The sequence below is a fragment of the Cellulomonas fimi genome, from assembly GCF_028583725.1.
GTDB lineage: Bacteria > Actinomycetota > Actinomycetes > Actinomycetales > Cellulomonadaceae > Cellulomonas > Cellulomonas fimi_B.
Genome location: NZ_CP110680.1, coordinates 308905 through 321477 on the forward strand (window position 1 = coordinate 308905; position 12573 = coordinate 321477).

Annotated in this window: 12 protein-coding genes and 1 tRNA gene; 12 read left to right on the forward strand and 1 reads right to left on the reverse strand. The window is 73.9% G+C overall.

Translation table 11 applies throughout. The features are described 5' to 3' along the window. Positions 1-117 precede the first annotated feature (117 nt). The 10 genes from OOT42_RS01440 to OOT42_RS01480 all read left to right on the forward strand — a co-directional run bounded on the left by OOT42_RS01440 (position 118) and on the right by OOT42_RS01480 (position 10118). Positions 118-4743 (forward strand): ATP-binding protein, encoded by a 4626-nt coding sequence (locus OOT42_RS01440; RefSeq protein ID WP_273653196.1) that lies wholly within the window; start codon positions 118-120, stop codon positions 4741-4743. Positions 4744-4828: 85 nt separating this feature from the next. Beyond that, on the forward strand, positions 4829-5278 hold the full coding sequence (locus OOT42_RS01445; protein WP_124342969.1) for a roadblock/LC7 domain-containing protein: 450 nt from the start codon (positions 4829-4831) through the stop codon (positions 5276-5278). Positions 5279-5301: 23 nt separating this feature from the next. Next, the gene (locus OOT42_RS01450) at positions 5302-5679 is read left to right on the forward strand and encodes a DUF742 domain-containing protein (RefSeq protein WP_124342968.1); all 378 of its coding nucleotides are present in this window, start codon (positions 5302-5304) and stop codon (positions 5677-5679) included. After that, the gene (locus OOT42_RS01455) at positions 5660-6271 is read left to right on the forward strand and encodes a GTP-binding protein (RefSeq protein ID WP_124342967.1); all 612 of its coding nucleotides are present in this window, start codon (positions 5660-5662) and stop codon (positions 6269-6271) included. The genes OOT42_RS01450 and OOT42_RS01455 overlap by 20 nt, the downstream gene beginning before the upstream one ends. 249 nt (positions 6272-6520) lie before the next feature. Continuing rightward, entirely contained in the window at positions 6521-7246 is a 726-nt protein-coding gene (locus OOT42_RS20270; RefSeq protein ID WP_423775992.1) for a pentapeptide repeat-containing protein, read from the forward strand. Beyond that, positions 7198-7641, forward strand: coding sequence for a PIN domain-containing protein (locus tag OOT42_RS20275; RefSeq protein ID WP_423775993.1), 444 nt, complete (start codon positions 7198-7200; stop codon positions 7639-7641). The genes OOT42_RS20270 and OOT42_RS20275 overlap by 49 nt, the downstream gene beginning before the upstream one ends. 99 nt (positions 7642-7740) lie before the next feature. Further along, positions 7741-7835 (forward strand) — tRNA-Ser (locus OOT42_RS01465). A gap of 113 nt (positions 7836-7948) precedes the next feature. Further along, on the forward strand, positions 7949-9376 hold the full coding sequence (locus OOT42_RS01470; RefSeq protein WP_273653198.1) for a DUF2252 domain-containing protein: 1428 nt from the start codon (positions 7949-7951) through the stop codon (positions 9374-9376). Between the two features lie 87 nt (positions 9377-9463). After that, positions 9464-9754 carry a hypothetical protein gene (locus OOT42_RS01475; protein WP_273653199.1) on the forward strand — a complete coding sequence of 97 codons (291 nt, stop codon included), beginning with the start codon at positions 9464-9466 and terminating at the stop codon, positions 9752-9754. 148 nt (positions 9755-9902) lie between these two features. After that, entirely contained in the window at positions 9903-10118 is a 216-nt protein-coding gene (locus OOT42_RS01480; RefSeq protein WP_273653200.1) for a hypothetical protein, read from the forward strand. On the opposite strand, the gene OOT42_RS01485 is transcribed toward OOT42_RS01480, so the two are convergent. Further along, positions 10115-11176 (reverse strand): hypothetical protein, encoded by a 1062-nt coding sequence (locus OOT42_RS01485; protein WP_273653201.1) that lies wholly within the window; start codon positions 11174-11176, stop codon positions 10115-10117. The genes OOT42_RS01480 and OOT42_RS01485 overlap by 4 nt on opposite strands. Before the next feature lie 496 nt (positions 11177-11672). On the opposite strand from OOT42_RS01485, the gene OOT42_RS01490 reads away from it, so the two are divergent. After that, on the forward strand, positions 11673-11999 hold the full coding sequence (locus tag OOT42_RS01490; protein WP_272729023.1) for an ArsR/SmtB family transcription factor: 327 nt from the start codon (positions 11673-11675) through the stop codon (positions 11997-11999). Continuing rightward, positions 11996-12484, forward strand: a complete 489-nt coding sequence (locus tag OOT42_RS01495; protein WP_273653202.1) for an SRPBCC family protein — start codon at positions 11996-11998, stop codon at positions 12482-12484. Before OOT42_RS01490 ends, OOT42_RS01495 begins: the two co-directional genes overlap by 4 nt. Positions 12485-12573 lie beyond the last annotated feature (89 nt).

Here is a 12573-nt window from a genome sequence, read left to right on the forward strand (position 1 = left end):
AATGGTCCGGTGTCCAGGAGCCGATGGTGGCGGTGGACCCCCAGAGGGTCCGTCAGGACGCAGGGCCGGCACGCCCCCCGGTGGCAACACCCGTGTCGGGTGGAGGAAAGGAACGACATGCTGCGACGGCTTGGCATCCGCGCCAAGATCTTGGCTGTCCTTGCCGTGCCCATGCTCGTCCTGTTCGGTGCTGGGGCGTTCATCTCGTACGACGCGATCCGCGAGGCGCAGCGTGTGCGGGCGGCCGAGGGTGCCGTGGCGGCGCTCCAGGCGTACGCCCCGCTGGCGAGCGCGATCCAGACGGAGCGCGTGCTGTCGGTGAACGCCGCGCCCATGGAGGAGATCGAGGCGGCGCGCAGCGCCACCGACTCGATGCTCGCGAAGGTGCGCCCGATCACCCGCGAGCTCGACCTCGAGGAGTTCCCCGCCTCGGTGGTGCGGCAGTTCCAGGAGGTCCAGCTCGCGCACAACACGGCGCTGCCGCAGGTGCGCACGCTCGTCGACGGCAAGGGCGACCGGAACCAGACGGCCAACAGCTACGAGGCCATCATCAAGGGCCAGATCGACCTCGTCGAGCAGGTCGCGAACGTCCTCGACGACCGCGACCTGGCCCAGTACGTCACGGCGTACCGCGACGTCTCCGCGACGGCGGACGGCCTCGTGACCGAGATGCTCGCCGGTCAGGGCCTGCTGCGTGCCCGCCAGGCGCAGGCCGCCGGCGCCCGCGTCTACCAGAACCTCGTCACGACGACCGAGGTGTCCCGTGCCCGTGCCCGTGCCGCCGTCGAGCGGCTCGGTGAGAACGGCATCGCGATGCCCGCCCGTGACCCCTCCTCGTCCTTCACGTCGATGCGTACGTGGATGCAGCAGGGCAACGCGCAGGGCTTCGACCGCATCGACCCCGCCGCGTACGCCGGTGACATCCAGCAGCAGCTCGCGTCGCTCGTGAGTGTCAACGAGGCCGTCCTCGAGCGGGCGTCCGACATCGCCGACTCCGCCGCGACCGCCGCCGAGACCCGCGCCGTCTACACGATCGCGATCGCGATCGCCGCCGCCGCCCTGTCGCTGTTCTTCGCCCTCGTCATCGCCCGGGCGATCGTCACGCCGCTGCGGCGTCTGACCGCCGCCGCCGGTGACGTCCGCGAGCAGCTCCCGAAGCTCGTCGAGCAGGTGGCCGTCCCCGGCGAGGGTCCCGAGATCGTCCTGCAGCCGATCCCCGTGAACTCCCGCGACGAGGTCGGCGCTCTGGCCGAGGCGTTCAACTCCGTGAACGCGACGACCGTCCAGGTCGCCCAGGAGCAGGCCGCCCTCCGTGGCTCCATCGCGGAGATGTTCGTCAACGTCGCCCGTCGCGACCAGGTGCTCCTCAACCGCCAGCTGTCGTTCATCGACTCGCTCGAGCGCGCGGAGGAGGACCCGTCGACCCTGGCGAACCTCTTCCGCCTCGACCACCTGGCCACCCGGATGCGTCGTAACGCGGAGTCGCTCCTCGTGCTCGCCGGCATCGACTCCGGTCGACGCCTGCGCGACGCCATGCCGCTGTCCGACGTGATCCGGACCGCGTCCTCCGAGATCGAGCAGTACGACCGCGTCGAGCTCGACCTGCAGGTCGACCCGCACATGCTCGGCTTCAACGCCCTCGGTGCCGCGCACATGCTCGCCGAGCTCCTCGAGAACGCGACGATCTTCTCCGAGCCGGAGACGCCCGTCACCGTCACGACCGGCGTGTCCGGGCAGCACGTGTACGTCCGCATCCTCGACCACGGCCTCGGCATGACCGAGGCGGAGCTCGCCGCGGCCAACTCGAAGATCGTGTCGGTGTCCGCCAGCGACGCCCTGGGCGCCCAGCGCCTCGGCCTCTTCGTCGTCGGCCGGCTGGCGCAGCGCCTCGGTGCCGAGGTCCGCCTGCACAAGAGCTCGCAGGGCACCGGTACGGAGACCATCGTCCGGTTCCCGTCGACGCTGTTCGTCGCGACCGAGACCTCGCTGTACGGCGCGCCGCCCGCGGCGCAGCCCGCGCAGCTGCCGGCCGCGGCCCCCGCCCCGGTGGCCGAGCAGGCGCCCGTCGTCCGCGAGGTCGACCTCGCGGCGCTCACCGACGGCCAGACGGGCCTCGGCCTGCCGCGGCGCAAGAAGACGGACGACACGGGCGAGAACGAGATCGCGCCCTCGTCGCTGCCGGTGCGCGGCGGCGGCCAGCTGCCGACCCGCTCCGCGAAGACGTTCGACGAGGACAAGATCGTCCTGCCCGAGGTCCCGTCCGGGAACCTCGCCGCCGACCTCGGCTCCGCCGGGGGCGAGTGGACGCCGCCGACGATCGCGACGACCCCGCTCAACTCGGGCCTGCCGAGCCGCTCGCGGGCGTCGACCGCGGCGTGGGCCCCCACGCCCGAGCCCGAGGCCACCCCTGCTCCCGCCGCGCCCGCCTCGCCGGCCGCGCGTGCCGGTCTGTTCTCCGGGTTCCGCGGTCGCGGCGACCTGGCGACCGGCACCCCGGCGTCCGGCATCTCGATCCCCGGCCTGGCCTCGGACGACGACGACCGTCCCGCCGACCCGGTGCGCGCGCCCTGGATGTCGCTCGGTGCGCACTCCCAGGCCGCGGAGCCGATCGTCGTGCCGCAGCTCGCGGAGGACGACGAGTGGTCGCCGACCCCCGCCGAGGACTCGGCGGACGTCGTCGAGGCTCCGGCCGACGAGGTCGCCGTCGCGGCCGCTCCCGAGGAGTCCGAGCCGGCCTGGGCGCCGGCGCCGGTCGCCGAGACCGAGGAGCCTGTGTGGGCGCCGACCCCGGTTGCCGAGACCGAGGAGCCCGCGTGGGCGCCGACGCCGGTCGCCGAGTCGCAGGAGCCGACCTGGGCGCCGACTCCGGTTGCCGAGACCGAGGAGCCGACCTGGGCGCCGACCCCGGCCGCCGAGTCGCAGGAGCCCGCGTGGGCGCCGACGCCGGCCGCTGAGACGCAGGAGCCCGCGTGGGCGCCGACGCCGGTTGCCGAGTCGCAGGAGCCCGCGTGGGCGCCGACGCCGGCCGCTGAGACGCAGGAGCCCGTCTGGGCGCCGACCCCCGTCGCCGAGTCGCAGGAGCCCGCCTGGGCGCCGACCCCGGTCGCCGAGACCGAGGAGCCCGCGTGGGCGCCGACGCCGGCCGCTGAGACGCAGGAGCCCGCCTGGGCCCCGTCGTTCGCACCGGCCGAGCCGACGCCCGCCGCCGAGGAGCAGTGGAGCGCCCCCGAGGCGCCCGCCGCGACCTCGACCGGCCTGCCGTCGCGGTCCGCCGCACCCGCCGCCCCGGCCGCGTCGTGGGCCGAGCCCGTCGTCGACGAGCCCGCCACGGCCGACGCCCCCGCCGGTGACGCCCCGGTGTGGACGTCCCGCCTGCAGGGCTTCACGTCCTACAGCGGGTACGCCGGATGGGCTGCCCGCTCCACGACGCCGCAGGCCGACGTGCCGTTCGAGAAGGCCCTCGACGAGGCTCGCGCCTGGCACACGGGCGCCGTCCCGGTCGTGCCGGAGCCCGCAGCCCCGGCGCAGGAGCCGGCCGCCGAGGCCGACGCGTGGCCGACGCCCGCGTGGGAGGCGCCCGCCTGGGAGCCGCCGACGTGGCAGGCGCCCGCCTGGGAGACCGCCGAGCCGGCCGCCGAGGCCGTCGCGGAGCCCGTCGTCCAGCCCGAGCCCGCCCCGGCTGCGCCGACGTTCGCCCCCGTGCAGCTCGTCCCCGACGAGGAGCCCGAGGCCGCGTGGGAGGCGCCCGTCGCCGAGCCGCAGCCCGCGTGGGAGGCGCCGGTCGCCGAGCCGCAGCCCGCCTGGGGTGCGCCCGTCGCCGAGCAGGCCTGGCAGGCCCCGGCCGCCGAGCCGCAGCCGGCGTGGCAGGCGCCCGTCGCCGAGCAGCAGCCCGCGTGGCAGCCGCCCGTCGCCGAGGCTCCCGTCGCCCCGGAGCCCGTCGCCGAGCAGGCCGGCCCGCAGCCCGTGTGGCACGGCGCGACCCGCGCGTTCGCGCCCACCGAGGAGCCCGCGGCCGCCGCGGCTGCCGCCCCGAGCGCCGGCTTCAACGAGCTCGTCCAGGGGGGCGAGCAGGACAAGCCGAAGCGTCGCTGGGGTCTGTTCGGTCGTCGCAAGGGTGAGGACGGCGCCGAGACGGCGTCCGCGCCGACCCCGGTCGCCCCCGCGCCCGTCGCGGAGCAGCCCGCCCCGCCGCGCACGTCCGCCTGGAACGCCGAGCAGCCGCCCGCGCCCGCCGCCACGCCCTCGTGGGCCGCGGCGACGTGGACCGCCCCGGCCGCGCCCGCCCCGGCCCCGGCTCCCGTGCCGGCCGCCGCGGCGACCGAGCAGCGGTCCGGCGCCGGCTGGGCGCCGCCGGAGTGGGCTCCCCGCCCGCCGGCAGCCGCGGCCCCGGCCGCGACCGTCCCGCACCCGTCGCTCCCGCCGTCGGTCGCGCCCCGCATCGGGACGCTCGACGACGAGGTCGCCGCGATGCTCGCGATGCGATCGGACATCCAGGAGCAGGCGCTCTCGGAGCTCAGCCAGCTGTCCGCCTACCGGCCCGCCTCGATGGGCATGTCCGGTGAGACGCTGCAGCGGCGTGTTCCTTCAGCTGTGCCGTCGGCCGTCCCGGCCGCGGACGAGGGCAAGCCCGTCCAGCGCGACGCGGACCAGCTCCGCTCCCGCCTGTCGAGCTTCCAGTCCGGGACCAGCCGTGGCCGTCGTGCCGCGGACGGCCCCTCCGGCCAGAACGGCCAGGCCTCATGACGGCCTACGAATCCCGACCAGCCGTCTCCGCCCAGGTGACGTCTCACCCCGCAGTCGTCACCGACTGCACCAGCAAGGAGGAAGTGTGACCGCGCTCAGCACCGAGGCAGCCAACTTCGGCTGGCTCCTGGACAACTTCGTCCGGACCGTGCCCGGCACTCGCCACACGCTCGTGGTGTCGGCGGACGGTCTGCTCATGGCGATGTCCGAGCAGCTCGACCGCACCAGCGGCGACCAGCTCGCGGCGATCGTCTCCGGCATGTCGAGCCTGACCCGTGGCGCGTCGCGCCAGCTCCGTGCGGGGGAGGTGCGCCAGGCGATCATCGAGATGGACGCCCTGTTCCTCTTCCTCATGAGCGTCTCGAACGGCTCGGTCCTCGCCGTGGTCGCCGAGTCGAGCTGCGACGTCGGCCTCATCGGCTACGAGATGGCGATGCTCGTCTCGCGCACCGAGGCGACGCTCACCCCGCAGCTCATCTCCGAGATGCGCGGCCAGCTCCCCGTCGACGGCGCGACCCGCGCCCCCGTGGCCTGACGCGAAACGGAGACGGCTCGAACATGAGTGAGCACATCGAGTACGAGGCCAGGACGGTGCGGCCCTACGCCGTCACCGGCGGCCGCGTGCGCTCGGCGCGCTCCGACCTGCCCCTCGAGGCGCTGGTCGAGGTGATGCCGGGCGCTGTGACCAGCGCGGGGCTGCCGCCCGAGAAGCGGGCGATCCTGCAGCACGCCGCGCACACCTACATCTCGGTCGCAGAGCTCTCGGCTCTGCTCCACCTCCCCCTCGGGGTGGTCCGGATCCTCGTGTCCGACCTCTCCGACCAGCAGTACGTGCGCGTGCACACCTCTCAGCCGGTCGAGGTCAACACCGGTGAGTCCCCCGCCCTGTCCCTGAGCGTGCTGGAGAGTGTTCTCAATGGCATTTCCGCCCTCTGACGCCGCCGTCGCCGCTCCGGCGGGGACCGCGGGGTCTGTCGCACCCACCGTCGTCAAGATCGTCGTCGCGGGCGGCTTCGCCGTCGGCAAGACGACCTTCATCGGGTCCATCTCGGACATCGAGCCCCTCAACACCGAGGCCGCGATGACCGAGCACTCCGTCGGCGTCGACGACGCCGGTGGCGTGTCGGACCGCAAGACCACCACGACCGTCGCCATGGACTTCGGCCGCATCGCGCTGCCGGGCCAGCTGTGGCTGTACCTGTTCGGCACGCCGGGCCAGGACCGCTTCCTCTTCATGTGGGACGACCTGGTCCGCGGCGCGATCGGTGCGGTCGTCCTGGTGGACACGGACCGTCTCGACCAGTGCTTCCCGGCGGTCGACTACTTCGAGAGCCGTGGCATCCCGTTCGTCGTGGGTGTCAACTGCTTCGACGGCGTCGCCAAGCACCAGCTCGACGACGTCCGTGAGGCCCTCGCCATCCCGGCGCACGTGCCCGTGCTCTACACGGACGCCCGGTCGCGTGCCGCCACCAAGCAGGCGCTCATCTCGCTCGTGCAGCTCGCGATGGAGCGTCTGCGCAACCGGTGAGCCACCCCGCACGCACCGACGGCCGGTCCCCGCACGGGGGCCGGCCGTCGGCGTCTGCGCCCTCGTCGGCGGCCCCGCCGGACCACCGGGGGGTGGGTCGGGCGACGTCCGGGGTCCCAGACGGGGTGCGAGATCATGGGAGGGTGCCGCCGGTCGTCCCCCCGCCGCCACCCGAGCGCCGTCCGGTGCTCGGGCGTCCGCCGGTGCTCGACGGTCCGGGCGACGGGGCGGCCGACCGCGTGGTGACGCGTGTGCCGGTCCTGCCCGAGCCGCGCACGCCCGCCGACGACCGGCAGGCCGAGCAGCCCGTGCCGCCGATCCCGACCGACGCGCACCCCGCCGGTCGGCCGCTGCCCTGGGCGCCGACCTCCGCACCTGCTCCGCCGCCCGACGTCCCGCACCCGTTCGCGCCCGTGCACGCGCACGTGGCCTCGCCGGTCCAGGGGGGGCCGGCCGGCGTCGGCCCGGGCGCCGTCGGCCCGGGCGCCGTCGGCCCGGGCGCCGTCGAGCCGCCGCTCGTGGAGCCGCCGGTCGTGGAGCCGCCCGTCGTCGACACGGCTGTCGTCGAGCCGTCTGTCGTCGGACCGTCTGTCGTCGACCCGTCTGTTGTCGACCCGGCTGCGCTCGACCCGTCTGTCGTCGACTCGCCTGTCGTCGACCCGGCTGTCGTCGACCCGCCTGTCGTCGACCCGGCTGCGGTCGACTCGCCTGTCGTCGACTCGTCTGTCGTCGACTCGTCTGTCGTCGACTCGTCTGTCGTCGACTCGTCTGTCGTCGACTCGTCTGTCGTCGACTCGGCCGTCGTCCGGTCGGCTGTCGTCGGGCCGCCGGGGGACGCGCCAGACGACGACGTCGCGCCCACGGTGGCCGTCGACCCCGTCGCGCCCGACTCCGCCGCCCCGACCGGCGCCGTGCCGTGGTCGCTGGTGCCGCGCCGCGAGCGGCCCCGGGTCTACGTCGACGGGTCGGCGCTGACCCGGTACCTGCGCGGCGCACCGTCGCGCGACGCGTGGCTCGCGTGGGTCGCCGAGCACGAGGACCGGCTCGTCACGACGTTCCTCGGCGTGAGCGAGCTGCGTCGTGTCGCACGTCCGCGCGGGGTCGAGGCGCACGGCGTCGCGCACGACGTGACCGACCGCGTCGAGGTCGTGCGGTTCTCCGACCAGTCCCTGCACGCGGCCGCGCGCGTCGCGACCGTGCTGCCGTCGTTCGTGGCGCTGCACGTGGGCGCCGCGGTCGCGCACGCGCAGGTCGGGACGGTCGCGACGTACGACGTGCAGCTCGCGCAGGTCGCGGCGCTGCACGGCCTCGAGGTCGTGAGCCCGGGGTGGCCGGCCGGCTGGTGGGAGCGGGCGCAGCCGGCGTCGTGAGTGCCGCGTCGGTCGCGGAACGGGCGCTGGCGCGGAGGGCTGCTGTGGGAGGATCGACCCCAGCGCGCGGGCCTCGGGCAGGCGGACCCAGCGGCGCCGGGAGGGCTGTCTGAGCGGCCGAAAGAGACGGTCTTGAAAACCGTTGGGGCGGGACACCCCCGTCCTCGTGGGTTCGAATCCCACGCCCTCCGCCACGCCCCCGCGCGTCCGGACCGCGGACGGGCGACCACGCGCCCGGCCGCGTCGTGCGACGGGTCACCCGCTGCGGGCGAGGAGGCGTCCTGGTCCCCGGGCCTACCGTCGACGGATGACGGAGGAGCGCGTCGGGGTCGGGAGCCGGACGGCGCCTGAGGTCCGGCCGTCGGCCGAGCGGGCGGCACGGGCGGCCGAGGGGCGGTCGGCACGCAAGCGCGTCCCGCGGTCGGCGCTGGCGGACGTCGCGACGCGCGACGGGCGGCCGGGGGCGCTGGACCTGCTGGAGGCGCAGGCGACGACGCGGCTGCCGGACCTGGTGCCGGTGCGGTACGGGCGGATGGCGGAATCGCCGTTCGCGTACCTGCGCGGGTCGGCGGTGGTGATGGCGGCGGACCTGGGCGCGTCGGAGGACACCGGGCTGCGGGTGCAGCTGTGCGGTGACGCGCACGTCGCGAACTTCGGGACGTACGGGTCGCCCGAGCGGAACCTCGTGTTCGACCTCAACGACTTCGACGAGACGCACCCGGGGCCGTTCGAGTGGGACCTGAAGCGGCTGCTGGCGAGCCTGGAGGTCGTGGGGCGCTCGCTCGACGTCGGGCGCCGCCGTCGGCGGGAGATCGTCGTGACGGCGGCGCGCGCGTACCGGGAGGCGGTGCGGGACTTCGCGGGGCAGTCGGCGCTGGCGGTCTGGTACGCGCGGATCGACCTGGGGGACCTCGTCGACGCGGTGCCGCAGGACGAGCGGATGGTGCGGCGGGCACGCACCGCGCTCGACAAGGCGCGACGACGCGACCACCTGCAGGCCGCCGCGCGGCTGACGCGCGTGGAGGGGGACGAGCGGCGGTTCGTCGCGGACCCGCCGCTCGTGTCGACGCTGGAGGACGTGCTGCCCGCGGACGCCGCACCCGCGTTCCGGCGGGGCATGACCGACCTGCTCGTCGACTACCGGGCGTCGCTGGCGCCGGACCGGCGTCGGCTCGCGGAGCGGTACCGGGTGGTCGACGTGGCCCGGAAGGTCGTGGGGGTGGGCAGCGTCGGGACGCGCGCGTTCGTGGTGCTGCTGCAGGGCGTGGACGCGGACGACGTGCTGGTGCTCCAGGCGAAGGAGGCGCAGGCGTCGGTGCTGGCGCCGCACGTGGGGGGCGACGGGTACGCGCAGCAGGGGCAGCGGGTCGTCGAGGGGCAGCGTCTGATGCAGGCGGTGAGCGACGTGATGCTCGGGTGGCAGCGGTCGGCGGGCCCGGACGGTGTCGCGCGGGACTACTACGTGCGGCAGCTGCGCGACTGGAAGGGCGGTCTGGACCTGACGGGTGCGCGGCCGACGGGACTGACGGCGTACGGGCGGCTGTGCGCGTGGACGCTCGCGCGGGCGCACGCACGGTCGGGGGACGCGATCGCGATCGGCGCGTACCTGGGCGGGTCCTCGGCGGCGGACGAGGCGCTCGCGGACTTCGCGGCCGCGTACGCGGACCGCACGGAGTCGGACCACGCGGACCTGGAGGAGGCGGTCGACGACGGTCGGCTGCCGGTGGTTGGCTGAACCTGCCCACCTACCAGTGGGGACAGCCTGACCCGCTCAACGAGGTGATCGCGAAGGCCACCCCGGCGCGCGCAGCACCTCGCACTGGTGCTGCTGCTGGCCACCATCGAGCAGGTCACCGGCGTGCACACCTGGCGGCACCCCGACGCCGCCAAGCGCGCGTACCTCACCGCCCTGGCCACCTGGGGCTACCCGCTGTCCGACGTGGAGGCCTTGCTCACCGGCGAATCGACGGACGACGCGGAGGCATACGAGGGCGTCGAGTCCGTGGTCTGCGGGAACGCAGTCCCCGACGGCGAGGTCCGGTGGGGCGAGGGTCGCGCGATGTGCGAGGGGTGCGTCGGCAGCGACGTACGCGAGGACGACCCGGACGCATGAGCAAGCCCCCTGGGCCGGGCAGGCGACACGCCCCGGCCCGGGACCGGCCAACCCGGCGGGGTCTGGCCCGCCGCAGGCATCGAGCCCCCGACGGCCCACAACCGCGCCCACCACCAGCCCCACCCGACCCGGAAGGACCGACCCCACCATGAGCCGACGCCTGCGACCCCTGCCCGACAAGCTCACCGCACCGATCCTGCACCTGGTGCAGATCACCCGCGGCGCCACCACCGACCCCACCAACCCCGCACCCTGGGCTGCCGCCGAAGCCGGCCAGACCCCCATCCGTACCGGATACAAGGCCGCCCGCCGCACCGCCTCAGCTGGCCAGTACGCCGCGCACCTGATCGCCCACGCGTCCTAGATGGTGGCCCAGTTGGGATCACCGGGCTGTGGGAGCTTGGCGCTCCCCTTAGCCCCGGGAGCAGCCGCTTGGGCCGTTGCCGGGTCAAGCAGCTTTCTGCGGTATCGGCTGTCGAGGACGAGGGTCAGCTCGTCGTAGGAAAGGCCTCCGCGTTGCAGCACCAGCTCGTTGAACGTCTTCAGGCCCATGATCACCTTGAGCTTGGTGAGGACCGCCTCGATGGACGATGCTGTGAACGTCGCGCGGAATGCCTCGAGCGTGAGGATGAGGTTCGCGACGTTGCGACTATAGTTGCGGTACTGGTCCTTGTTCGCCTTGGTCAGCACTTTCACCTTGACGTTGCTGGTTCTGAGTGTTTCAAAATCAGCCGAAGCGGCCTGGTCGAGAGGAATGGCCGTGCCATGCGGCGCCAGCGGCGCTGGCGCATCCGGGTTTGGGTTTGCCTCCACAAAATGTCCGGTGCGGCCGCGGATGAGGCGGACGGGGGACGGGGCGTCCGGCGCGGGAAGATCTGGATTCTGGAGCACCTCTATAAGCTCGGACACCGTCTCCATCAACGCCGCCCGGTAGGACGCGACGGCGGCGCCCTTAACCGAGTTGGTCGCGGCAGGGTTGTAAGGGCTCCCGGTGTAGTGATCATGCTCACTGACGACGTACGCGAGTGTGGTCGGCGCGAGGCCCTCGACGGTGTAGCCCAAGGCCCTCAACCGAGAAAATAGCCGGCCGCCCAGCGCATGCAGCGGATCCGGCCCGGCCGCCACCCTGCACGCGTAGAGCAGAAACTGGTAGCGAAGGCCCTTTGTCATGCGCTTTCGGAAGGCGATCATCAAAAAGTTCTCGTCGTATTCGCCGAGCTCGTACTCGTTCCCGTGACCGATGAGGATCTCGCGCTCCGGTGCCGGGAGAAATGCCTCAGTGAACTCGAAACTGGACGAGCTGGTGTTGAGAGGCTCCCCATTTGGGACCATCGGCTTCTGAAGCAGCTCCGCGTTTGCCCCGGCCAGCCGCTCGTACCCGACGAGCACCTCCCCGTCAACCTTGCCGATCGTCCTGACCATCCGTTGCACCGCCACGGCGGGTCGGCCGGCGTCCCCAGGCCGGCTTGGAGACGGTGGCGCAGAGGCGATCAGGTGCTGCACCGCCCGGTTGCCTGCGGATCGCTGGAGTCCCAGCAGCAGGCGCGCGGACGGGCCGCCGCCAGTGGGGAGGGCTGGCCGCGCGGGCGAGGTCTCGCACGATGCACGACGGCACGCGCGCGGCGTCCCTTGAGACGCGTCTGGTCCGAGAGCCCGACGGTTGCCCCTCACGGCGCCCCCACTCCGTAGCAACTGCTGGTCAGCGTAGCTCCGACCGACATCGCGAGCGACATGCTGTCGCTGCGTCGTCCGGTCAACGCCTCCAGCGCACCGCGCGCAGCTGGAGCACAACCTCGTCGTCCTCGACGCGCTCGAGCACCACCGGGACGACGTTGGTGGCGGGCCGAGGTGTGCGGGGTCGTGGCGCCCTTGCGGACGTAACGGTGGCGGCGTAATGTACAACCACATGGTTGTAGGAATGGACACCGACCACGTCGACCGGGTCTTCGCTGCCCTGGCCGACCGGACCCGTCGGGACATCGTCCGGCGCGTCCTGCACGAGCAGGAGTCCGTCTCCGCACTGGCCCGGCGGTACGACATGAGCTTCGCCGCCGTCCAGAAGCACGTCGCCGTGCTCGAGCGCGCCGCGCTCGTCACCAAGACCACGCAGGGCCGCGAGCGGCTCGTGCGCGGCAACGTCGAGGCGATCCGGGCCGCCGCCCGCCTCCTCGACGCCTACGAGGAGATCTGGCGCGGACGCATCGACCGCATCCACGCCCTGCTGGACGAAGGAGAGGACGCATGACCGTCATCGAGAGCCACAAGGACCCGCAGGCGCTGACGCTCACGATCAAGGCCGAGTTCACCGCCACGCCCGACAAGGTCTGGGAGGTCTGGGCGGACCCGCGCAAGCTCGAGCGGTGGTGGGGCCCGCCGACGTGGCCCGCCACGTTCACCTCGCACGACTTCGTGCCCGGCGGCCGCGCGCAGTACTACATGACCGGCCCCGAGGGCGAGAAGGCCCACGGCTGGTGGGAGTTCGTCGCGATCGACGCACCCACGGGCCTCGCGTTCGACGACGGGTTCGCCGACCAGTCCGGCACCCCGCAGGACGACGGCCTCGTCACGCGCGCGGTCGTGCAGCTCGACGGCGCGTTCCCCGGCACGCTCATGACGATCACGTCGACGTTCCCGTCGGCGCAGGCCATGGAGCAGCTGGTGAGCATGGGCATGGAGGACGGCATCCGCGAGGCGCTGGGCCAGGTCGACGCGATCCTCGCGGAGGACTGACCCGGCCGCCCGGACCACCCCGGGCCACCCCGGACGACGGGTCGCGGCGCGGGTACGACGCGCCGTGGCCCGTCGTCGTCGCGCGGACC